The 23491-nt window shown below is 51.5% G+C and carries 23 protein-coding genes; 4 read left to right on the top strand and 19 right to left on the bottom strand.

The features are described 5' to 3' along the window. Window positions 1-64: 64 nt before the first annotated feature. From atpD to rpmH, 17 genes are all read right to left on the bottom strand, one after another. Window positions 65-1468 carry a F0F1 ATP synthase subunit beta gene (atpD, locus tag QGM61_RS10670; protein ID WP_237132573.1) on the bottom strand — a complete coding sequence of 468 codons (1404 nt, stop codon included), beginning with the start codon at window positions 1466-1468 and terminating at the stop codon, window positions 65-67. A gap of 63 nt (window positions 1469-1531) precedes the next feature. Next, window positions 1532-2392 carry a F0F1 ATP synthase subunit gamma gene (gene atpG, locus QGM61_RS10665; RefSeq protein WP_237132572.1) on the bottom strand — a complete coding sequence of 287 codons (861 nt, stop codon included), beginning with the start codon at window positions 2390-2392 and terminating at the stop codon, window positions 1532-1534. Window positions 2393-2428: 36 nt separating this feature from the next. Further along, complete coding sequence (gene atpA, locus QGM61_RS10660) at window positions 2429-3973, bottom strand: F0F1 ATP synthase subunit alpha (RefSeq protein ID WP_237132571.1); 1545 nt, start codon at window positions 3971-3973, stop codon at window positions 2429-2431. 25 nt (window positions 3974-3998) lie between these two features. Continuing rightward, the gene (locus tag QGM61_RS10655; protein WP_237132570.1) at window positions 3999-4535 is read right to left on the bottom strand and encodes a F0F1 ATP synthase subunit delta; all 537 of its coding nucleotides are present in this window, start codon (window positions 4533-4535) and stop codon (window positions 3999-4001) included. Between the two features lie 11 nt (window positions 4536-4546). Beyond that, window positions 4547-5017, bottom strand: coding sequence for a F0F1 ATP synthase subunit B (gene atpF, locus QGM61_RS10650; RefSeq protein ID WP_237132569.1), 471 nt, complete (start codon window positions 5015-5017; stop codon window positions 4547-4549). A 55-nt stretch (window positions 5018-5072) separates the two neighbouring features. Beyond that, complete coding sequence (atpE, locus tag QGM61_RS10645; RefSeq protein ID WP_058023436.1) at window positions 5073-5318, bottom strand: F0F1 ATP synthase subunit C; 246 nt, start codon at window positions 5316-5318, stop codon at window positions 5073-5075. 70 nt (window positions 5319-5388) lie between these two features. Beyond that, window positions 5389-6252, bottom strand: coding sequence for a F0F1 ATP synthase subunit A (atpB, locus tag QGM61_RS10640; RefSeq protein ID WP_237132568.1), 864 nt, complete (start codon window positions 6250-6252; stop codon window positions 5389-5391). A 31-nt stretch (window positions 6253-6283) separates the two neighbouring features. Further along, window positions 6284-6670: an ATP synthase subunit I gene (locus tag QGM61_RS10635; RefSeq protein WP_237132567.1), complete on the bottom strand. Its 387-nt coding sequence runs from the start codon at window positions 6668-6670 to the stop codon at window positions 6284-6286. A gap of 109 nt (window positions 6671-6779) precedes the next feature. After that, on the bottom strand, window positions 6780-7685 hold the full coding sequence (locus QGM61_RS10630) for a ParB/RepB/Spo0J family partition protein (RefSeq protein WP_281132925.1): 906 nt from the start codon (window positions 7683-7685) through the stop codon (window positions 6780-6782). 60 nt (window positions 7686-7745) lie between these two features. Continuing rightward, window positions 7746-8525 carry a ParA family protein gene (locus QGM61_RS10625; RefSeq protein ID WP_237132565.1) on the bottom strand — a complete coding sequence of 260 codons (780 nt, stop codon included), beginning with the start codon at window positions 8523-8525 and terminating at the stop codon, window positions 7746-7748. A gap of 20 nt (window positions 8526-8545) precedes the next feature. After that, window positions 8546-9163, bottom strand: a complete 618-nt coding sequence (gene rsmG / locus QGM61_RS10620; protein WP_237133404.1) for a 16S rRNA (guanine(527)-N(7))-methyltransferase RsmG — start codon at window positions 9161-9163, stop codon at window positions 8546-8548. 40 nt (window positions 9164-9203) lie between these two features. Beyond that, window positions 9204-11108 (bottom strand): tRNA uridine-5-carboxymethylaminomethyl(34) synthesis enzyme MnmG, encoded by a 1905-nt coding sequence (gene mnmG, locus QGM61_RS10615; RefSeq protein WP_281132923.1) that lies wholly within the window; start codon window positions 11106-11108, stop codon window positions 9204-9206. Window positions 11109-11504: 396 nt separating this feature from the next. Then, complete coding sequence (gene mnmE, locus QGM61_RS10610; RefSeq protein ID WP_281132921.1) at window positions 11505-12902, bottom strand: tRNA uridine-5-carboxymethylaminomethyl(34) synthesis GTPase MnmE; 1398 nt, start codon at window positions 12900-12902, stop codon at window positions 11505-11507. 5 nt (window positions 12903-12907) lie between these two features. After that, window positions 12908-14626: a membrane protein insertase YidC gene (gene yidC / locus QGM61_RS10605; RefSeq protein WP_281132919.1), complete on the bottom strand. Its 1719-nt coding sequence runs from the start codon at window positions 14624-14626 to the stop codon at window positions 12908-12910. 13 nt (window positions 14627-14639) lie between these two features. Next, complete coding sequence (yidD, locus tag QGM61_RS10600; protein ID WP_411268246.1) at window positions 14640-14894, bottom strand: membrane protein insertion efficiency factor YidD; 255 nt, start codon at window positions 14892-14894, stop codon at window positions 14640-14642. A 13-nt stretch (window positions 14895-14907) separates the two neighbouring features. Next, window positions 14908-15279, bottom strand: a complete 372-nt coding sequence (gene rnpA / locus QGM61_RS10595; RefSeq protein ID WP_237132561.1) for a ribonuclease P protein component — start codon at window positions 15277-15279, stop codon at window positions 14908-14910. A 21-nt stretch (window positions 15280-15300) separates the two neighbouring features. Continuing rightward, complete coding sequence (rpmH, locus tag QGM61_RS10590; protein WP_237132560.1) at window positions 15301-15435, bottom strand: 50S ribosomal protein L34; 135 nt, start codon at window positions 15433-15435, stop codon at window positions 15301-15303. A 382-nt stretch (window positions 15436-15817) separates the two neighbouring features. Between rpmH and dnaA the strand changes: the two genes are divergently transcribed. Genes dnaA through gyrB form a run of 4 tightly spaced genes read left to right on the top strand, consistent with a single transcriptional unit; the run spans window position 15818 to window position 22154 of the window. Continuing rightward, window positions 15818-17398, top strand: coding sequence for a chromosomal replication initiator protein DnaA (gene dnaA / locus QGM61_RS10585; protein WP_411268763.1), 1581 nt, complete (start codon window positions 15818-15820; stop codon window positions 17396-17398). 48 nt (window positions 17399-17446) lie between these two features. Further along, the gene (dnaN, locus tag QGM61_RS10580) at window positions 17447-18553 is read left to right on the top strand and encodes a DNA polymerase III subunit beta (protein ID WP_281132916.1); all 1107 of its coding nucleotides are present in this window, start codon (window positions 17447-17449) and stop codon (window positions 18551-18553) included. 20 nt (window positions 18554-18573) lie between these two features. Then, the gene (gene recF, locus QGM61_RS10575; protein WP_281132915.1) at window positions 18574-19713 is read left to right on the top strand and encodes a DNA replication/repair protein RecF; all 1140 of its coding nucleotides are present in this window, start codon (window positions 18574-18576) and stop codon (window positions 19711-19713) included. A 20-nt stretch (window positions 19714-19733) separates the two neighbouring features. Then, the gene (gyrB, locus tag QGM61_RS10570) at window positions 19734-22154 is read left to right on the top strand and encodes a DNA topoisomerase (ATP-hydrolyzing) subunit B (protein WP_281132914.1); all 2421 of its coding nucleotides are present in this window, start codon (window positions 19734-19736) and stop codon (window positions 22152-22154) included. 35 nt (window positions 22155-22189) lie between these two features. Here the strand turns inward: gyrB and QGM61_RS10565 are convergent, their stop codons facing one another. Together QGM61_RS10565 and gmhB are read right to left on the bottom strand one after the other, a co-directional pair. Then, window positions 22190-22900, bottom strand: coding sequence for a lysophospholipid acyltransferase family protein (locus QGM61_RS10565; protein WP_281132913.1), 711 nt, complete (start codon window positions 22898-22900; stop codon window positions 22190-22192). A gap of 32 nt (window positions 22901-22932) precedes the next feature. Further along, a complete protein-coding gene (gene gmhB, locus QGM61_RS10560) occupies window positions 22933-23487 on the bottom strand; it encodes a D-glycero-beta-D-manno-heptose 1,7-bisphosphate 7-phosphatase (protein WP_281132912.1) in 555 nt (184 codons plus the stop codon). Between the last annotated feature and the right edge of the window lie 4 nt (window positions 23488-23491).

Genomic DNA, 23491 nt, shown 5'->3' with positions numbered 1-23491 from the left:
TTTGCAACGCTGTCAGGGCTTACCGCCAGGCAGCAGTTTCCTGCTGCCTGGGCCCGGTTTGGCATCAGCCTTTGAGCTTGGCTGCTTTTTCCACGGCTTCTTCGATGGTGCCGACCATGTTGAAGGCCTGCTCCGGAATGTGATCGTAATCGCCGTTCAGGATTCCTTTAAAGCCAGCAATCGTGTCTTTCAGAGATACGTATTTACCGGGTGTGTTGGTAAATACTTCTGCCACGAAGAATGGCTGAGACAGGAAGCGCTGAATCTTACGAGCACGGGCAACGATCTGCTTGTCTTCTTCAGACAGTTCGTCCATACCCAGAATCGCGATGATGTCTTTCAGTTCTTTGTAACGCTGCAGAACTGACTGCACACCACGCGCTACTTCATAGTGCTCCTGACCGATAACCAGCGGATCCAGCTGACGGGATGTGGAGTCCAGGGGGTCAATCGCCGGGTAGATACCCAGCTCGGCGATGGAACGTGACAGTACCACGGTTGCGTCCAAGTGAGCGAACGTGGTGGCTGGTGACGGGTCAGTCAAGTCGTCCGCAGGCACGTAAACGGCCTGGATTGACGTGATGGAACCGGTCTTGGTGGAAGTAATACGCTCCTGCAGTACACCCATCTCTTCTGCCAGTGTTGGCTGGTAACCTACCGCTGAAGGCATACGGCCCAACAGTGCAGATACTTCAGTACCGGCCAGTGTATAACGGTAGATGTTGTCGACGAAGAACAGAACGTCACGACCTTCGTCACGGAATTTTTCAGCCATGGTCAGACCAGTCAGTGCCACACGCAGACGGTTACCGGGCGGCTCATTCATCTGGCCGTAAACCATCGCCACTTTGGAGTTGGTCAGGTCATCCATGTCGATAACCTTGGATTCCTGCATTTCGTGATAGAAGTCGTTACCTTCACGAGTACGCTCACCCACACCCGCGAATACTGACAAACCAGAGTGAGCCTTGGCGATGTTGTTGATCAGCTCCATCATGTTAACGGTCTTACCAACACCGGCACCACCGAACAGACCAACCTTACCACCTTTGGCAAACGGACAGATCAGGTCGATAACCTTGATGCCTGTTTCCAGCAGTTCATTGGATGCTGACAGCTCGTCGTAAGCAGGAGCCTTACGGTGAATGGGCATACGCTCCTGTTCACCGATGTCGCCGCGCTCATCGATCGGGCGACCCAGTACGTCCATGATACGGCCCAGTGTTTCTTTACCAACTGGTACTGAAACGGGCGCCTTTGTATTGGTCACATCCAGTCCACGACGCAGACCTTCGGTACTGCCCATCGCGATGGTACGTACGATGCCGTCGCCCAACTGCTGCTGCACCTCAAGTGTGATTTCGCCGCCTTCGACGGACAGTGCATCATAGATACGAGGTACTTCTTCCCGAGGGAATTGTACGTCGATAACTGCACCGATAATTTGTACGATACGACCGCTACTCATGTCCGGTTCCTCTTAAATTTTCCTGATCTTCAATTCTGTTAATGACTGATTATGCTGTGAGCCTTAAACCGCTGCCGCGCCACCGACGATTTCCGACAGCTCCTGCGTGATCGATGCCTGACGTGCCTTGTTGTAGATCAGGCCCAGTTTCTCGATCAGCTCACCGGCATTTTCAGTTGCGTTCTTCATCGCGATCATTCGCGCTGCCTGTTCACTGGCAATATTTTCCACGACTGCCTGATACACCTGAGTTTCCAGGTAGCGCGTCAACAGGCCATTCAGCAGCGCTTCGGCCTGAGGTTCGTAGATGTAGTCCCAATGATGCTTCAGTTCAGAGTCGTCGGATGCTTCCAGCGGAAGCAGCTGAGCAACAACAGGTTTCTGAGTCATTGTATTGACGAACTGGTTGCTGACCAGGTACAGCCGGTCAATTTCACCATTTTCAAACTTGTCCAGCATCACCTTAACGGCACCGATTACCTGGTTGAGCTCGGGTGCATCACCCAGGCCACGAACCGAAGCAACCACCTTGCCACCGTAGCTGTTGAAGAAGGCCGCTGCCTTGGCGCCAACTGCACAGAACTCCACTTCGACATTCTGTTTACGCCATTCAGCCACATCCTTGACGGTTGCCTTGAATGCGTTGATGTTCAGACCGCCGCACAAGCCGCGGTCTGTGGACACAACGATGTAGGCAACACGCTTTACTTCACGGTTGGTGAAATAGACGTGACGATACTCCGGATTCGCGTTGGCAACATGTCCGATTACATTCCGGATATGTGTGGCGTAAGGTTTACCTACGGCCATACGGTCCTGCGCCTTACGCATTTTGGATGCAGCCACCATTTCCATGGCGCTGGTAATCTTTTGCGTATTGTTAATGCTGGAGATCTTGCCTCGAATCTCTTTACCACCAGCCATAATTCACCGCCTACCTTATCTATCCAGGTCCTGGTCTTACCAAGTCTGAGTTGATTTGAACTGCTCGATCAAAGCCTTGAACTTGGCAGCAATCTCGTCGTTGTAGTCTGGTTTCTGGTTGATGCTGGCAAGCAGTTCTGCGTGCTGGCTGTTAGCGTAAGACAGCAGTGCTTTCTCGAAGGCAACAACTTTCTGAAGCTCTACATCCTTCAGGAAGCCTTCGTTGGCCGCAAACAGTACCAGACCCATTTCCGCAACTGACAGCGGTGTGTACTGGCTCTGCTTCATCAGCTCGGTTACGCGCTGACCGTGTTCCAGCTGGGCGCGGGTTGCTTCGTCCAGATCTGATGCAAACTGGGCGAACGCCGCCAGTTCGCGATACTGAGCCAGTGCGATACGGATACCACCACCGAGCTTTTTGATGATCTTGGTCTGGGCCGCACCGCCTACCCGGGATACCGACAGACCCGCGTTGATCGCAGGACGAATACCCGCGTTGAACAGGTCGGTCTCCAGGAAGATCTGACCGTCGGTGATGGAAATCACGTTGGTCGGAACGAAGGCAGATACGTCACCAGCTTGCGTTTCAATAATTGGCAGTGCAGTCAGTGAGCCGGTTTGGCCTTTGACTTCGCCATTAGTGAACTGTTCTACGTACTCGGCATTCACGCGCGATGCGCGTTCCAGCAGACGTGAGTGCAAGTAGAAAACGTCACCAGGATAGGCTTCACGGCCCGGCGGACGACGCAACAGCAGAGAGATTTGACGATAGGCCCAGGCCTGTTTGGTCAAGTCATCATAGATGATCAGAGCGTCCTGGCCACGGTCGCGATAGTACTCGCCCATGGAACAACCAGAGTAAGGTGCCAGGTATTGCATAGAGGCTGGATCAGATGCTGATGCCGCAACAACGATGGTGTACTCCATCGCGCCGTGCTCTTCCAGCTTGCTTACCACGTTGGCAATAGATGACTGCTTCTGGCCAATCGCGACGTAGATACACTTAACGCCTTTGCCCTTCTGGTTGATGATGGCGTCAACGGCTACCGCAGTCTTACCTACCTGACGGTCACCGATGATCAGCTCACGCTGTCCGCGACCAATTGGTACCATTGAGTCGATTGCCTTGAGACCGGTCTGTACTGGCTGGTCAACTGACTTACGTGCAATTACACCAGGTGCCACTTTTTCTACCGGTGCGGTCAGTTTAGCGTCAATTGCACCTTTACCGTCGATGGGGTTACCCAGCGCATCAACGACTCGTCCTTCCATTTCCGGTCCGACCGGTACTTCCAGAATACGACCGGTACAACGGCAGGACTGGCCTTCTGCCAGACCCTGATAGTCGCCCAGTACGACTGCACCCACGGAGTCACGCTCCAGGTTGAGTGCCATACCGAACAGGCCACCATCGAATTCGATCATCTCACCGTACATGACGTCTTCGAGACCATGAATACGTACGATACCGTCAGAAACGCTGACAATAGTACCTTCGTTTTTGGCCTGCACAGAAACGTCGAGACTGTTGATTCTCTGCTTGATAATTTCACTGATTTCTGACGGATTCAGTTGTTGCATGCTTTTTCCCTCATTCCCAGGTGGTCTAGGAACTCAATGATTCGGCTAATTTGTTCAGTTTTCCTCGAACAGAATTGTCGATGACAGTATCACCTGCTCGAATAACGGCGCCTCCGATCAGTCGCTGATCGACATGGGCGTGCAATTTGACCTGACGATCCAGGCGTTTCTGCAATGCCTGTGTCAATTGCTCCACCAGCGCGTCACTCAGCTCGAACGCAGTGGCAACATCTACATCGATGCTCTTTTCCTGGGCCGCTTTGAATACCTCAAAGATCTGTCTGATCTGGACCACCAGGCCCAACCGGCGGTTTTCAGCCAGCAGTTTGATCATGTTCTGACCTTTGTCAGAGATTGCGTCACCGCAGATCTCCAGCAGGGCATCGGATTGCTGCTTTGCAGTCAGTGCCGGGTTTTTCAACAGGCTGCTGACTTTGGCGTCGGCGCTGACTGCGGCCAATGTGGTCAACATTTCTGACCACTGCGCCAGTGCCTTGTCTGCCAAGGCAACTTCAAATGCTGCTTTGGCATAGGGCCGGGCTAATGTAATTGACTCTGCCATCGTTTATTCGCCTATAACTCAGAAGCGAGTTTCTTAACCAGCTCTTCGTTGGCAGCCTTGTCCACTGAGCTTTCGAGAATCTTCTCGGCACCCGCAATGGCAATGGCTGCGACTTGTGCACGCAACTCTTCTTTGGCGCGCTGAACTTCCATTTCGATTTCAGCTTTGGCGCCAGCTATCAGGCGCTGCCCTTCGTCACGTGCTTTTTCTTTGGCTTCATCAACGATCTGGTTGGCGCGTTTGTTAGCCATATCGATGATTTCGGCGCTCTTGATCTTGGCTTCGCGCAGATCATCGGCCGCCTTGTTCTGAGCCAGGCTCAGATCACGCTGGGCACGATCCGCCGCTTCCAGACCCTCGGCGATTTTCTTCTGCCGCTCTGCCAGAGCCTGTGTGATCGGAGGCCACACATACTTCAGGCAGAACCATACGAACACGGCAAAGGCAATCGTTTGGCCGATTATGGTTGCGTTAAGATTCATGTTTTTACCTCTGCGTCAGTAGTCGCGTGGCTTGAAACTCTTTTCAAGCGTTCGATTAACCCAGGAACGGGTTGGCGAACAGGAACACGAAGGAGATACCGACACCGATGATGGAGATTACGTCGACGAAACCAGCAACCAGGAAGAACTGAACCTGCAGTTTTGGCGCCAGTTCTGGCTGACGTGCTGAGCTCTCAATCAACTTGCCACCCAGGTTACCGAAAGCAACCGCGGTGCCAGCACCACACAGACCGAAGATGAGGGCAATTGCGATTACTGAAAATGCCTGAATAGTTTCCATTTTTTTCTCCAAGTTTCACTAAAGGTTTATCTAAAGGTATTGCTGATCTTAAAGGTCTAACTAAAAGCGTTTAATGAGCCTCTGGCTTGGTATGAGCCTGGTTCAGATAAACAATGGTCAACATCATGAACAGATACGCCTGCAGCGTGATGATCAGGATGTGGAACACAGCCCAGGCGAAGTGCAACGGCAGCTGGAACCAGCCAACCAGTGCAATTACCAGGAAGATCATTTCACCGGCAAACAGGTTGCCGTAGAGTCGCAGCGCCAGTGAGACCGGTTTTGCCAGGAAGCTGGGAATTTCCATTACCAGGTTCAACGGCAGCGCCCACTTGCCAAAGGGGTGGAATGCGAATTCACCCAGGAATCCGCCCATACCCTTGATTTTGATGCTATAGAAGATGACCAGAATAAATACGCTGATCGCAAAACCGGCTGTGATATTGATGTCGGTGGTCGGTACAGCCTTAAAATAAAGGTGGCTGTCCTGCGCGATGACCTGAGCCAGCAGTGGAATCCAGTCCACTGGTACCAGATCCATCAGGTTCATCATGAAAATCCAGCAGAAAATGGTCAGAGACAACGGACCGATCAGATTGTTTTTGCCGAAGAAGGTGTTCTTGATGGTGCCTTGTACCATCTCCACCAGGAACTCCACGCCGTTTTGCAGGCCAGTGGGAACTCCCGAAGTGGCTTTGCGACTGACAAAATAGAACAGTCCCATAAAGATGACGCCCAACAGGATGGACATCAGCATCGAGTCGACATGGATTGACCAGAACCCCATTGCGTTGGCTTCTTCAACGCTGTGCGCGAAGCCCCAGCTGCCATCCGGCAACTGACCGTACTTCAGGAATCCCAGGTGGTGGCCGATGTATTCGGCGCCGTTTTCGTATTCGGGCAGGGTGAAGCCTGCTGAGTTTGATTCTGCCATGAGTCGTTATGTACTTGTCAGTTCGCCGATTTTACGAGTTGTCCGGCGACCTGATCAGGCGTGCAAACAATACGACGCCGGCCAGATAAACCAGAACAAATCCTGAAAATAAAGCCACTACATTCAAGGGTTCTACGTATATAAAGCTAAGTGCAAAACCCGCCGCAGAAAGTACCAGTTTTATGGCCTCACCGCGGTAAACCTCTCGCGCGATCATTTGGGCTGCTCTCGCGCCCCGGTACTTGAAAACCCGACTCGCAAACAGCGTGCCCGGTATCAAAGAAATCAAACCACCGATCAGTAATGAATACGCACTGACCCAGCCAGCCAGAATCGCTGCTAAAGCACTGATTAGCAACAAAAACAACAGCTGGAAGGCTGCAACTTTATATATGGGAGGAGCTTTTATCGTTGACATGTCTGTCACTGGTCGTCAAAAGCTCTCTTGTTCTTGGCGTCCGTTCCCCTTTAGAGGTGCTCATTATAGGTATTTTGGTGCACAGTATCAACACGCCAATCGCAGCTAATTACTTAATATGTGCCAGAATTCCGTCCAATTCATCCAGGCTGTTGTAACGCAGCGTCACTTTGCCTGCACCTTTGGGACCATGCTGAATCTGTACACGCGCGCCCACGCGCTCTGACAGGCTTTCTTCCAGACGCTTGATGTCCGGATCTTCGCGCTGCGGCTCGGGTTTCGGCTTATGGGGTTCCGTGCTCAGTCGGCGCACCAGCTCTTCAGTCTGGCGTACAGATAAACCTTTGCCTGTGACGGTTTTGGCGGCATCACTCTGCGCGTCGTCGGTCAGCGCCAGCAATGCCCGGGCGTGTCCCATTTCCAGGTCGCCACGTTCAAGCATCAGGCGGACATCCGGGGTCAGTGACATCAGTCGCAATAGATTGGTCACTGTTGTACGAGATTTGCCGACTGCGTCTGCCACTTCCTGCTGTGTCAGATTAAACTCTTCCTGCAGGCGCTTCAGCGCGGTGGCTTCTTCAATCGGGTTTAGGTTTTCACGCTGGATGTTTTCTATCAGCGCCATGGCGATGGCTGATTCGTCGCCAACCAGTCTGATCACAGCGGGGATGGTATCCAGCCCCGCCAGTTGCGTGGCACGCCAGCGGCGTTCGCCAGCAATGATCTCGAACTTGTCATCTGAAATCGGGCGAACCACGATTGGCTGCATGACGCCCTGCGCCTTGATCGATTCCGCCAGCTCCTGCAGGGCCTCCTGATGCATATCGGTGCGCGGTTGGTACTTGCCGCGCTGGATCAGATCAACAGGCAGGTGACGGAGAGTCTGGTCGGTAAGGGTCTCACCCGGGGTAAGGGTCTTCGCGTCGCTGACATCTGGTGTCGCATCACGTCTGACGGTTGTAGCTCCCCCCAGCAATTTGTCCAGTCCACGGCCCAGTTTCTTCTTTCCTGACATGCTTGTTCCTTGATTGCTTCTACTGGCTGCCTCAGCTCAGTCAAATTCTTGATTGTTCAATCAGGCGATCGCCTGCTGCTCATTTCGTCGCAGCATCTCTCCGGCAAGCGCCAGATAGGCGATTGCTCCGCGCGACTGCCTGTCGTACTGAAGTACCGGCATGCCATAACTTGGCGCCTCTGCCAGCCTGACATTACGTGGTACCACGGTGCGATAGACACGATCACCAAAATGGTCGAATAATTGACCGGACACTTCTGTGGTCAATTTATTGCGCGGATCGTACATGGTTCGCAGAATTCCTTCGACCTTGAGCTGCGGGTTGTGTGTCTCACTGACCGCCGCGATGGTGTCCATCAATGCAGAAAGCCCCTCCAGCGCATAGTATTCACATTGCATAGGGATGATGACGCCCTGCGCTGCCACAAGCGCGTTGAGGGTCAACATGTTGAGCGATGGCGGGCAGTCTATAACGATGAAGTGATAACGGTCCTGAACCTTTGCCAGCAGATTCTTGAGACGACTTTCTCGCTCGTTCAACTCCAGCAACTCTATCTCGGCAGCCACCAGATCGCCGTTCGCCGGCAACATATCAAAGCCTGCCTCTGGCGCAGTCACTCTGGCCTGATCAAAATCGGCCTCGCCGATCAGCACATCGTAAACGGAGTATTCCAGCTCTGCTTTATCTACACCACTTCCCATAGTGGCGTTGCCCTGAGGGTCCATGTCGACCAGCAGTACTTTGCGTTTGGTAGCCTGCAGGGATGCAGCCAGATTGACCGAAGTGGTTGTTTTTCCTACGCCACCTTTCTGGTTGGCGATTGCCAGTATTTTTGTCACCTGCGTCACCTGCGTGAGTGTCAGATCGTCGGGTTCTGCATCAATTCAATTAGTTGTCGTTCACCCTCGCAGCCAGGCACCGACAGCGGCTGGCTTGCCACTACCTGCCAGTCGGCAGACAGTTCCGCCAGTTCACTTTCGGGATAAACTCCCTTCATGGCCAGTAGCCGGGTATGAGGCTGACACAAATGCTGGCAGCCAGCGGCAAAATCAGACAGCGAAGAAAACGCTCGACTGACGACAATATCAATTTGCTTGGCACATTGGTAGCTTTCGATGCGACAGTTCTCGACCGTGACGTTGCCAAGGGACAGGGCTGTTACCGTCTGGAACAGAAAACGGGTCTTTTTCCCATTGCTGTCCAACAGATAAAAAGCCATTTCCGGCAAGGCGATAGAAAGTGGGATTCCCGGCAATCCGCCACCGGTGCCGACATCCAGAAGGACCAGCTGTTCAATGCTCTGCTGCTGGAGGTAACGCAGGCGTGGAAGCAGGGTCAGACTGTCCAGCAGATGACGAGATACCATCTGTTGTGGGTCACGGATGGCTGAAAGGTTAAACGCCTTGTTCCATTTGTCGAGCAACTCAACATATGCAATCAGTTGTTGACACTGTGACTCAGACAAGCCCAGCTGCATTTCTTCCTGGCCCCGCTGCAGCAGAGCCAGCAGTTGTTTGTCAGGCACGTTGCTTGTCTCTCACCGCCTGATACTTCTTCAGGTGAATCAACAGCAGTGACACAGCTGCTGGTGTCATGCCGGGAATACGCGCAGCACGTGCTATCGATTCCGGCCGGGCAGCCAACAACTTCTGTTTCAACTCATTGGAAAGACCATCCATACGCTGGTAGTCCAGATCTGCTGGCAGCGGAGTATTCTCCTGGCGCTTGAGTTTTTCAATCTCGCCCTGCTGACGGTTTATGTAGCCCTGGTACTTAAGCTGAATTTCAACCTGCTCAGCAACATGAGGATCAAGATCCGGCATGGCCGCACTGGTTTCAGCCAGCACATCGGCCAGCCCCCGGTAAGTGACATCGGGACGCGCCAGCAGGTCTGAAAGACTGAATTCACGGGCTATCGGTTTCTCCAGCAGCGGATCAACTGCCTGCGCCTTGTCAGTACCCGGTTGAATCCAGGTGGACTTCAGTCGCGCCAGCTCATCCCGGATCCCCTCCTGTTTGCGGCAGAAGGCTTCCCAGCGCTGATCGTCGATCAGCCCCATCTCGCGTCCGGCTTCCGTCAGGCGAAGGTCAGCATTGTCTTCACGCAGCATCAGCCGATACTCAGCGCGGCTGGTAAACATGCGATATGGTTCATTGGTTCCCAGGCTTATCAGGTCATCTACCAGCACACCAATGTAGGCCTGGTCGCGCCGTGGACACCAGCTTTCCATCCCTCGCGCTGCTCTGGCGGCATTGATGCCGGCCAGCAGACCCTGCGCGCCAGCTTCTTCGTAACCTGTTGTGCCATTGATCTGGCCTGCGAAGTACAGGCCTTTGATAAATTTTGTTTCCAGCGAATAGTTAAGATCACGCGGGTCAAAGAAGTCGTACTCGATAGCGTAACCGGGTCGCGTTATATGTGCGTTCTCGAAACCCTTGATCTGACGCACCATTCGCAGCTGCACATCAAATGGCAGGCTGGTGGAAATGCCATTGGGATACAGTTCGTTGGTGGTCAGTCCTTCCGGTTCGACAAAAATCTGGTGAGAGGTTTTGTCGGCAAAACGCATGACTTTGTCTTCAATGGACGGGCAGTAGCGCGGGCCCAGCCCTTCAATAACGCCGGTATACATCGGGGAACGATCAAGGCCACTGCGGATAATGTCATGACATTGCTCATTGGTAGCCGTGATGTAGCAGTTGATCTGTTGCGGGTGATCTTCTACTGAGCCCATGAAGGACATGACCGGTAGTGGCGTATCACCTGGCTGAGCCTGCATGACGGAGAAATCAACTGAACGGGCATCGATTCGTGGTGGCGTTCCAGTTTTCAACCGCCCCACATTGAATGGTAACTCCCGTAAACGGTCAGCCAGTCTGATCGAAGGCGGATCCCCGGCTCGACCTCCAGCAGAATTTTCCAGGCCAATATGTATTTTACCGCCCAGAAATGTGCCTGTTGTCAGTACCACCGTTGGCGCATGAAAACGCACGCCCATCTGCGTAATCACGCCCTCAACCTGCTCACCGTTGATGATCAGGTCGTCGGCAGCCTGTTGAAAAATATCCAGATTTTCCTGTTGCTCAAGCATGCTTCGGATAGCGGCCTTGTACAACACGCGATCAGCCTGCGCCCGAGTGGCCCGCACAGCGGGTCCTTTACTGCTGTTGAGTACCCGAAACTGGATACCTGCCCGGTCTGTAGCGCGCGCCATCGCTCCACCCAGCGCGTCGATTTCACGCACAAGGTGGCTCTTGCCAATACCGCCGATGGCGGGATTACAGGACATCTGGCCCAGCGTTTCGATGTTGTGTGTCAGCAACAGGGTTTGCGCGCCGGAACGGGCTGCCGCCAGGGCTGCCTCGGTGCCAGCATGTCCGCCACCTACCACGATCACATCATAGCGTTTGGAAAAGTCCATAAGGTCTTCAGTTACCGGAAAAGGGTCGCTAAGTATAAGCGCTCAAATACAAATTTAAAGGGCTAGCGGCGAAAATAATCCACAAGCAAATATTATTCACAATACTGATTACTAAAATAATCTATTTAGTTAATAGATAAATAAAGAATTGATATTGTTGTTATTAATGGCTAGCGATATTTCTGTTGAGAACCAAAAATTATCTATATAAAACAAAGACCTGATAGTTGTATAAGTCTCTTCACAAGCTATGTTCAAGCTGGTTGCACCAGGTGGTAAAGCTGTTGGCTAAAGCGATGTTTGTCCACAGGCTTAAAAAAAGGAAATTTTTATCAAAAAGTTATTCACAGAAATATTAAGGTTATACACAGTTTTCGGCCACCTTACTGACAGCAATTATTTTCCTATGCAAAAGCTGGAAAAAATCTTGCCGAGCAGGTCATCTGTGGTAAACGCACCCGTGATTTCACCCAGATGCTGGTGGGCATGCCGCAAATCTTCGGCGACCAACTCTGCTGCCCCGTGATGTTCCAGTTGCCAGATTGCCTGTTGCAGGCATTGCTGTGCTTTATTGAGGGCGTCCAGATGTCGACGTCTGGCGATAAAACCACCCTCTCCTGCTGCCTGGAAGCCCATACAGTCTTTAAGGTGTTGTTGAAGCAGTTCGATGCCCTGACGTTGCTTGGCGGCCAGGCGGATAATGGTGGCCTGTCGTGCATCGTCCGGATTGATTCGTTCAGCTGCCAGCCCTGTCAGGTCAGCTTTATTCTGAATGATTGTCAGTCGTGCGCTGTCGACAGCAGGCAACAGGGGAGAAAGGATTGTGTTGTTCAGGTAATCAAACAGGTTGCTGTTATCCACGTTTTCCCTGCTGCTGTCGACCATCAGTAAAACGCGGTCAGCCTGCTCCAGAGCCTTCATGGCCCGCCTGATGCCCTCCTGTTCTACCGGATCATTGCTGTCGCGAAGACCAGCCGTGTCGGTAATATGCAGTGGCATGCCATCAATATGGATCTGTTCGCTCAACACGTCTCGGGTTGTGCCTTCGATATCAGTGACAATGGCGCTGTCTTTCCCAGCCAGAGCGTTCAGCAGACTCGATTTGCCTGCGTTGGGTTTGCCAACGATGACGACCGCCATACCCTCCCTGATCAAAGCGCCCTGACGTGCCTGTGCCATGATCTGATCGAGTTGCAGGTTGACCTCTGACAACTTTTCTCCGATGCGTCCTTCTGACAGGAAATCGATTTCCTCATCGGTAAAGTCGATAGCGGCTTCAAGGTAGACACGAAGGTTAACAATCTTGTCGGCCAGCGAATCGATCAGTCTGGAAAACTCTCCCTGCAAGGTTCGCATGGCGCTACGAGCGGCTTCGGCAGAGCTGGAGTCGATCAGATCGGCGATGGCTTCAGCCTGAGCAAGATCGAGTTTGTCGTTCAGAAACGCCCTCTCGGTGAACTCACCCGGTCGTGCCAGGCGGGCGCCCGACTGAAGCAAAGTCTGCAGTAAGGCATCGAGGACATAAAAACCGCCATGGCCTTGAAGTTCCAGGACGTCTTCTCCTGTGAAGGAATTGGGACCAGGGAAAAACAGTGCTATGCCCTGATCCAGGACAGAATCATCGACGTTGTAAAAAGGACAGTAATGAGCGTGACGCGGAGTTGGAGAGAATTTTAGGACCCTGGCTGCAATCGCCAGACAGCCCGGACCTGATACCCGCACAATACCCACCCCGCTGCGTCCTGGCGGGGTGGCGATTGCGCATATGGTATCTGTGTCCGATGCGCTCAGCATATTGATCAGCTGCGCGCAGCTTCCTTGGCGGCGTACTCAGCATCAATCTTGCGTGTGATATACCACTGCTGGGCGATACCGAGCACGCTGTTGGCAAGCCAGTACAGTACCAGTCCTGCCGGGAACCAAAGGAAGAACACAGTCATGACAACTGGCATGAACTTCATGATTTTGGCCTGGGTAGGATCCTGAGGTGTCGGGTTCAACATAAATTGAACATACATCGACGCACCCATCAGCAGTGGCAGCACAAAATAAGGGTCCATCACGGACAGGTCATTAATCCACAGGATCCAGGGTGCATGACGCAGCTCTACACCTTCCAGCAATACCCAGTACAGAGCGATAAACACCGGCATCTGGACGAGCATCGGTAGGCAGCCGCCGAACGGGTTGATCTTCTCTTTTTTGTAGAGCTCCATGGTAGCTTTCTGGAGCTTCATCTTGTCATCACCGTAACGCTCTTTTAACTGGTTCATTTTCGGCATGACACGACGCATGTTCGCCATGGAGCGATAACTGGTCGCCGACAGTTTGAAGAACACGGCTTTAACGATCAGGGTAAGGATAAGGATTGACCAGCCATAGTTGCCGATCACGTCATTGATCTGTGTCAGCAGCCAATAGATGGGTGACGCTACAAACCATAACCAGCCGTAGTCGATGGTGCGATCCAGCCACGGTGCGATTTCACCAAGTCGGTACTGATCTTTGGGGCCGGCGTAGAATTGGACCTGTTGAGTACCACTGCTATTGGCGGGCACTTCAAACTGCGGGCTGGTGAAGCCGCCGATAAACTCGCCCTGCGCATTGCGTCGGAACGAGTAGGTATTGCTCATGTCCTGTGGCGGGACGAACACTGAGATAAAGTAATGCTGACTCAGGGCGACCCAGCCGCCCTGTATGTCGTATGCAGGGCGGTTGCCTGTGATCTCGTCGAATGGAATCTTCAGGTAGTTATCTTCGCTGGTTGTGGTGGCAAAACCGAGATAGCTTGCCATACCAAAGCCGCTGCCCTGAGTTGGATCTTCATAATTGCCGCGCTTGATCTGACCAAACATGTTCGCACGCCAGGGAGCCTGCGTTGGGTTGTCTATCAGGTAGGCGATATCAATCAGGTAGTCGCCACGTCGAAAAGTAAAGCGCTTTGTTACTTCGACACCGTTCTCATCAGTCAGCGTCAAATCCACCTGCAAAGTTTCCTGGTTCGGGCTGAGAGAAAAGTCAGAGCTGGAAACAGAATAGAGGGGACGCTGGGTTCCACCATCGATACCGTTGGTACCAATCAGGCCACTTTGAGCGACGTAATTGCGATTGCCGCTTGATTCCAGTAGCACAAAGGGGTCTTCGGGACGGTCGATTTCAGTCGCGTGTTCCGGCAGGGAAACAAAAACAATATCTCCGCCGCGACGATTGATAGTGACGTTCAACACATCGGTTGTCACGGTGACAAGACTGTCCTGATCGTTGCTTTGACTGCTTACAGTGTCTGTAGTGGCAACGGCTGAACTGACTTCCGGGATATCATCACTGTTGTTACTAGGCACATCCGGTACATCTTCCAGTGCTACAGCATTACCTGCTTCCGAATTTGCTGGTGTTGATTCAACTGCAGTAGTTTCGAGGCGCGAATCAATCGGTGGGTAATCACGTTGCCATTCCAGCAACAACAAGTAGGAAACAGCGGCCAGACCGGCAAGTAATGCGTATTTAATGTAATCCATGTGCGAAAGCTACTTATTTGGTTGAGGTGTTGGAATTATCTGCTGGATGATGACAGCCAGGGACTGGGTCATAGCCCCCCGGATGCCAGGGATGGCAACGCAGAATTCGTTTGGCGCCCATCATACACCCTTTAGCCAGACCATGAGTGACAATGGCATCTTGGGTGTAGTGTGAGCAGGAGGGGTAGAATCGGCATTGGTTGCCTATCAGCAGACTCAGAGTGCACTGATAAACAGAGATCAATTTGATAGCGATCTTTGCCAGCATTAAGAATTACCCGTTAGCGTGCGGCCTTGCGGTTGCGTCGTCGGATAAGATCTTGCCACAGTTTCTCCAGCAGCTCTGAAAGCTCTGGATTCTCTGTTGAATCCAGACCGCGTCTGGCCAGAATAACGATATCCAGACCGCTGAGCAATTGCTGACGGTGGCGAAAGGATTCGCGCACCAACCGTTTGATTCGATTACGTTGAACAGCCAGTCGAATGTTCTTTCTGGCAATCACCTGGCCCAGTCGGGGTTCTGAAAGCCCATTATCTATGGCCAGAATCAGAAATTGAGAGCAGGAGATTTTGTACTGCGCCTGATCAAATACCTGTTTGAAGTCAGACGCAGTCAGAAGCCGCAGTTGTTTGCCAAAACCTTTGCTGGTCACATGCGGCCCGGGTCAGAACCATCAGGCAGACAGTTTAGCGCGGCCTCGTGCACGACGACGCTTGATAACCAGACGACCACCGCGGGTGGCCATGCGAGCACGAAAACCGTGACTGCGAGCACGCTTCAAAACGCTGGGTTGAAAAGTTCTTTTCATAATGGTCTTCCAGGTAATTCTGTAAATTGGTTCGGTAAATCGAAGAGCGCGAATTTTATAGGGATTGATGTGGCGTTGCAAGTAACTTGTTGCAAAAACAGTGCTTTTTTGCCCGACTATAGTTCAGGTTTGTTATACCCTGTTTAGTCACAACTTATCCACAGCTTATCCTGTGCATAACTGTACACCAGCATTATTTTTTATTCTCTGTGTTGTGGCCTTTATTTTACATTATGTAATGTTAAGTGTTTGAAAAATATAGTATAAAAGCTTTATGGAAATATAGTGATTTAAAGTGTTCAGGTGTGGATAACTGTGTATTGGCAGGGTAGAATTCCTATCCTATTCAGACAGCAGTTCTACAATAACAGACTACAGGGCAGTGAAAGTCGTGCAACAAGCAACCTGGCAACAATGCGTTGACAATCTCCGGGATGAGTTACCGTCGCAGCAGTTCAACACCTGGATCCGACCTCTACAAGCAGAAAGTTCTCCTAACGGCTTAACGCTTTTTGCTCCTAATCGATTTGTGCAGGATTGGGTTAAAGACAAGTTCTATTCCCGCATTTGTGAGTTGGTAAGACGCCATGGCGGAAATGAAGCGTTGGACGTGAGCGTCGAAGTGGGAGCCGGCAGACAGCAAGTTCAGTCTCATTCTTCTCATTCACATTCTGCATCATCTACAGTAGGTGGTTCAGGTGGCGTGGTGACAAGTACAGCATTGTCACGTTCGTCCCCTACAGCCAGAAAGCTGGTACTTCCTGAGGTAGAGTCTCCAAAAGCGCTGTTGGACGGAGATGCCCTGAAGGGCAGTCCTACAGGCTTTGGTAACCAGAATACTGGTAATGGTCGGATTCAGGTTCCGCCACGTGACCGCAGGCCCGGGAAAAGCGCTGGCGGCTCACACAGGATGGAGCAGATCATTGAGGGTAAGCTTCGTCACAAGGGCTCCCTGAATCGTGATAACACGTTCGAGAATTTTATTGAGGGTAAGTCGAACCAGCTCGCGCGTGCGGCTGCCTTGCAGGTAGCAGAGAATCCCGGTGGCGCTTACAACCCCCTCTTTATATACGGTGGTGTAGGTTTGGGTAAAACCCACCTTATGCACGCGATCGGAAATTATCTTTTAGCGCGCAAACCAGATGCCAAAGTGGTGTATCTGCATTCAGAGACTTTTGTTGCGACGATGGTTACAGCACTGCAGTTGAATGCGATCAATGAGTTCAAGCGCTACTATCGAACAGTTGATGCATTGCTGATTGATGACATTCAGTTTTTTGCGGGCAAAGAGCGTTCCCAGGAGGAGTTTTTCCACACTTTCAATGCACTATTGGAGGGTGGACAGCAGATTATTCTGACTAGCGATAGATATCATAAAGAAATCAATGGCTTAGAGGAAAGGTTGAAGTCTCGTTTTGGCTGGGGTTTGAGTGTGGCGGTCGAGCCACCCGAGCTTGAGACCCGAGCCGCCATTCTGATAAATAAAGCAGCCCAGAGTAAGGTTGAGCTTCCTGGAGATGCTGCCATGTTTATCGCTCAGAGACTGCGCTCTCATGTACGCGAGCTGGAAGGCGCTCTTAAGAAAGTGATCATTCACGCAAATTTTGTGAATCGCAGGATTGATCTTGATCTGGTCCGAGAGGCACTAAGGGATCTGTTTGCACTGCATGATAAATTGGTCTCTATTGATAACATTCAGCGTTCGGTTGCGGAATACTATAAGATCAAGATGTCGGACATGCTTTCCAAGCGACGCAGCCGTTCAGTTGCCAGACCCAGGCAGATTGCCATGAGTCTGGCGAAAGAGCTGACTAATCATAGTTTGCCTGAGATTGGTGAGGCCTTTGGTGGTCGAGACCACACCACTGTTTTGCATGCGTGCAAACAAGTGAAGAATTTGCGTGGTAGTTCGCAGGATCTGGCAGAAGATTATAATAACCTGTTGAGAGCACTGACCACATAATTGTGGTCTGTTGGTCGAAACCCCCACAGTAGAAGCAGAGATAGGACTATGCAATTTACGATTACCAGGGAAGCAATTCTGAAGCCACTGCAGCTCGCAGCTGGCGTGGTCGAACGTCGCCATACTCTTCCGGTGTTAGCGAATGTACTTCTTACTTTGAAGAGCGGCGTCCTTGAAATTACCGGTACTGATCTTGAGGTCGAGTTGATCGGCAGGGTTCGTGTTAACGACGGTTCTAGTGACGGGGAAGTTACCGTTCCGGGTCGCAAGCTGCTCGATATCTGCAAGTCGCTTCCGGATAATTCCGAGTTAGGTTTCTCTGTGGACGACAACAAATTTGTTGTTAAAGCCGGACGTAGTCGCTTTACGCTCGCCACCCTGCCAGCTACAGATTTTCCTGTCACCAGTGATGAGCCCGGTACCTTTGAGGTGCGCCTTCAGGGAAGTGAGTTAAAGTCATTGATCGATTCCTGTGCATTTGCAATGGCTCAACAGGATGTTCGGTACTATCTCAACGGGATGCTGTTTGAGGTTGGTCCATCCTGGTTCAGAGTGGTTGCGACCGATGGACACAGGCTCGCAATGCACACCAGTGGTGTGGAGACGGGTGTTGAAGAACTACAGCAGATTATTGTGCCCCGTAAAGGTGTGCTCGAACTATCCCGATTGCTGTCAGAGCCAGAAGAGGATCAATTGGTTCTGATGTTTGGTCTCAGTCACGTAAGAGTAAAGCTTACTGACTTCACCTTTACCTCCAAGCTTGTCGACGGCAAGTTCCCTGATTATCAGCGTGTCCTACCCAAGGGTGGCGACAAAGTTGTTCTTGGGGATCGCTCAGAGTTAAGGCAGGCTTTTAATCGCGCGTCCATTCTGTCTAACGAGAAGTATCGTGGCGTGCATCTTCAGTTCAATAATGATGAGCTGAAGGTGGTGGCAAATAATCCAGAGCAGGAGGAAGCTGAGGATACGGTTGGTATCGAGTATCAGGGTGAAACGCTTGAGATAGGTTTCAACGTGAGTTACCTCCTGGACGTCCTTAATGTTCTTGATAGCGACAAGGTCAAGTTTACCTTGGCGGATTCAAACAGCAGTGCCCTGGTTGAAGCTGTTTCGGCGTCTGATGCCCTGTATGTTGTTATGCCAATGCGTCTTTAATCCGCCTTCCCCGGTCTGACATGACCATTATTGTTCGCCATAAGGTCGACCGATTCAGGAATTTGGTGTCGGTCGATCTGTCCCCCTCCCCTGGTTTTAATCTCATTTTCGGTAAAAACGGCAGTGGTAAAACGAGTCTTCTCGAGAGCATCCATGTGCTTAGCGTAGGCCGATCTTTTCGTACTCATAAGATCGCACCACTGGTAAATACGGAAGAATCTGAGCTGTTGGTGTTTTCCAATATTGCGGGTTTTGAGCATGGTGGGATTGGTTTGACAAAGTCTCGTCAAGGTAGGACTGAGTTGCGTGCCTTTGGTGAAAACCAGAAAAACTGGCAACACGTAGCAGAGCTCTTGCCTTTGCAAGTAATAAATACGGATAGTCTGGCTCTGTTAGAAGGCCCTGCCAAAGGGCGAAGGCGTTTTCTTGATTGGGCTATGTTCCACGTGGAACATTCCTTTCTGAGTTCCTGGCGGGCATATAGGCGGGCAGTCACGCAACGGAACGCCCTACTTCGCCAAATCAAGGAAGCGGGTGACAGACCCTACGGTCGGGAATTTTTATCGCAGATTGAAATCTGGGAGAAAGAAGCTGCCAGCCATGGTGAAGCAATCCATTTTGGCCGAAACGAGTTCCTCGAAACCTTGAGACCAGTGTTGATTGAAACGCTCGAAAATCTGATGCCCGGGTTCCAGCTAGACTTCGACTACAAACGAGGCTGGGATGACGAGATAGGGCTGTTAGAGGCTATGTCGGTATCACGTGCCAGAGATATACGCTACGGTATGACGATGTCTGGCCCGCATAGGGGAGACTTTACTTTGACTATGCCCGGTCGAGGTAAAGTTTCGGAGATCTTTAGCCGGGGCCAGTTAAAGTTAATGGTTTGCAGTCTGAAGCTGGCGGTTGGTAGACTGCTTTATCGAACTCACTCGACCGATGAGTTGCGTCAGAGCGAAAATTGCATATACCTCATTGACGACCTTGCTGCGGAACTTGACCGCGAAAATCAGAGAAAAGTTTTAAGTCTACTTGCTGCTACTGGCGCGCAGTGCTTTCTTACAGCTATTGATCCTGCTGATCTGCCGGACTTTAGACAAATATGCTCAAGTGAGCCGGGGAAGTTCCACGTGGAACATGGTAAAATACACCCGGCTTGAACCCCAACGCGGAGAACAGAATGACTAAGGAATCAACCTACGATTCGTCCAGCATCAAAGTCCTGAAGGGACTGGACGCCGTAAGAAAAAGACCAGGGATGTATATCGGTGATACAGAGGATGGTACAGGCCTGCACCACATGGTATTCGAGCTAGTCGACAACTCCATCGATGAGGCACTGGCAGGACACTGTGATGCAATCAATGTCACAGTACATGTCGGTGAGGCAATTAGTGTCTCGGACAACGGGCGTGGTATTCCTACTGAAATGCATTCTGAAGGGGTTTCTGCAGCAGAGGTGATCATGACCGTCCTGCATGCCGGCGGAAAGTTTGACGACAATAGCTACAAAGTGTCGGGTGGACTCCATGGCGTCGGTGTTTCTGTTGTTAATGCACTCTCTGAAGAATTGAAGCTGACAATCCGCCGTGGCGGCAAAGTTCATGAGCAGTACTACGTGCACGGTGTACCCCAGGCCCCGCTTAAGGTTGTAGGCGACACCAATATCACTGGCACTGAGACTTTCTTTAAGCCTTCTGCTGCGACCTTCAAGAACATCGAATTCCACTACGATATTCTCGCCAAAAAACTTCGTGAGCTGGCTTTTTTGAATGCCGGCGTAACCATCAACCTTTTTGACGAGCGTAGTGGCAAAAAAGATACCTACAAGTACGATGGTGGCCTGAGAGCATTTGTTGAATACCTGAACACCAACAAGACTCCCATCAACAAGATATTTCACTTCCAGAAAGAACGGCCGGAAGACGGTATAAGTGTAGAGATAGCGCTACAGTGGAATGACACATACCAGGAAAATATTTTTCCCTACACCAATAATATCCCTCAGCGTGATGGCGGTACGCACATGGCCGGCTTCCGCGGTGCACTGACACGCGTACTAAAAACCTATATCGACAAAGAAGTCGCAGCCAAAAAAGGGAAAGAGGTTACGACCACGGGCGATGACGCACGTGAAGGCCTTACGGCTGTTATCTCTGTCAAAGTACCAGACCCGAAGTTTTCATCCCAAACTAAAGACAAACTCGTATCATCTGAAGTTAAAACCGCAGTAGAGCAGGAGATGGTCTCCCATTTCACTGACTTTCTGCTCGAAAACCCCAATGAAGCCAAACAAATTGTTGGGAAAATGATCGATGCTGCCAGGGCCCGTGAGGCAGCACGAAAGGCACGAGAAATGACACGCCGTAAGGGCGCTCTGGACATGGCCGGATTGCCAGGCAAATTGGCTGACTGTCAGGAAAAAGACCCAGCTCTTTCAGAAATATACATCGTGGAGGGTGACTCAGCGGGTGGATCAGCGAAACAGGGACGAAACCGTAAAAACCAGGCCATCCTTCCGCTTAAGGGCAAGATTCTGAACGTCGAAAAAGCACGTTTTGACAAAATGTTGAGCTCTGCTGAGATTGGCACTTTGATCAAGGCGCTGGGTTGCGGAATTGGTAAGGATGAGTTTTCTCCCGACAGTTTGCGCTACCACCGCATCATCATCATGACGGACGCCGACGTCGACGGCTCCCACATCAGAACACTGCTACTGACCTTCTTCTTCCGTCAAATGCGAGAGCTGGTGGAGCGTGGCTATGTCTATATTGCACAGCCGCCCTTGTATAAAGTTCGTAAGGGTAAACAGGAACAGTACTTGAAGGATGACGACGAACTGGCGCGCTATCAGACGCAAATAGCCTTGGATGGTGCGGCTCTCCATGTAAATAAAGACGCACCCGCTATCTCCGGGGATGCCCTGGAAGCGATGGTTAAGCAGTACAATTCCACCTACGCGATGATCAAACGCCTGGAACGTCTCTACCCTTCTGAAATACTTGAAGCGATGGTCTTTACGCCAGTGTTGACCAGCGACGATTATACAGAAGAAGGCGTGACCAATTGGCTTAAACAGTTGTGGCAATCGATGGAATCACTCCACCCCAAAACGGCCCAGAACTACTATGTTCAGGCCTATGAAGACCCAGAGCGGCATGTCTTCCTGCCACAGGTTCGCCACAGCTTGCACGGTCTTATTCGTGACTATCGCTTCAGCAAAGACTTTTTCGGATCAGGTGAATACCGGGCTCTGAATCGCCTGGGTGAAATGCTCAATGGCTTGATAGAAACGGGTGCCTACGTTAAGCGAGGCGAAAAAACACAGGAAATTCAATCATTTAGCGAAGCATTGAAGTGGCTGACCGATGATGCGATGAAGGGACATTATCTACAGCGCTACAAGGGGCTGGGTGAGATGAATCCAGATCAGCTTTGGGAAACCACGATGGATCCTGAGAGCCGTCGTATGCTGCAAGTTACAATCGAAGATGCGATTGGTGCCGACCAGCTATTCACAACCTTGATGGGTGACCAGGTGGATCCGCGAAGAGACTTCATCGAAACCAACGCGCTGGCTGTCCAGAACCTGGATATCTAAGTAAGAAGTCGCCTGACAAACGTCGGCCGTTGGTCTTACTGCAGACCAACGGCCGATTTGTTTGTGTTCATCCACAAATCAAACTCGGCCGCTACTTCTTTTGCCGTTTTACCATCGACTGCAATAGGCGGTCCTATCAGCACCTCAATACAGCCAGGCTTCTTGAGTGTCGTGCCAGCTGGCCAGCAGTAACCCGCGTTGTGCAGTACGGGAATGATGGGCGTGCCGGTCGCAACCGCCAACTGCGCCCCGCCTCTGGAGAATTTTCCCAGTGCGCCAGTGCGTGCTCGGGTCCCCTCAGGAAACACCAAAATCGACAAACCATCCTTTATCCGTGCCGCTCCCTGCAATAGTAAGGACTTGCCAGCCTCTCGTGGTTTGCTGCGGTCAATAGCAATCGGTTGCTGCAGCCGTAGTGCCCATCCCCAGAATGGAATGTCCAATAGCTCCTTCTTCAGGATGGGACAAACGGGTGTGAACAACTGATACAGGAAGATCGTCTCCCAGGTACTCTGGTGATTACTTTGTACTACGACCGGGTGGTCGGGTATGTGTTCCAGGCCCCGGATGTTGTAGCTGATACCACAGCTGAGTCTCAGCCAGGCCAGCACCAGGCGACACCAGAGGGCGTACAGATAGAAGCGACGCTTTGGCGGTAGAATCCAGAACAGCAAAATGACCAGAGACGAGATTATAAAAGTCAGTGTCGCATAGCCGAGGAAAAACAGTGAGGATCTGAACTTCATGAACATATCGGCAGGCCAACTTCCTGTGGCAGTTAATTTAATAGATTGTCAACAAAGGCGGCCAGGTCGGTAAACCGGGCACAATCTGCAAGTTCGGAAGGGAAGCCCGATGCTAAAGTGCGTTCACCTTTTCCGCTACGAACCAGAACAGGGGTGCAGCCAGCCGTCAGTGCTGCCTGAAGATCTCTCAGGCTGTCGCCAACGACCGGAACGCCAGAGATCTCAATGCCGTATTTGTCTCGAATCTGATACAAAAGACCAGGCTTAGGTTTTCGGCAACTACAGTTCGAATCAGGTCCATGGGGACAATAAAAAAAACCCGCGATACGTCCGCCTGCTCTTTCTACCAACCCTGATAAATAATCATGAATTTGTGACAGTGTTGTTTCTGACAGCAGTCCCCGCGCAACGCCAGACTGATTAGTGGCAACTGCAACTGTGTATCCAGCCTGGCTCAGTCTGGCAATAGCGTTAATGCTGCCAGCAACAGGCACACATTCAGCGACCGACTTGATAAAAGCATCTGAGTCCTCGTTGATGACACCATCTCGGTCGAGGATTATCAGTCTGGCTCCCCCGGGAGTCATGGTC

This window comes from Pseudohongiella sp. SYSU M77423 (assembly GCF_029911965.1).
In the GTDB taxonomy this organism is placed as follows: domain Bacteria; phylum Pseudomonadota; class Gammaproteobacteria; order Pseudomonadales; family Pseudohongiellaceae; genus Pseudohongiella.
The sequence above is the reverse complement of the archived record's forward strand: the minus strand, read 5'-3'. Positions and strand labels throughout refer to the sequence as shown.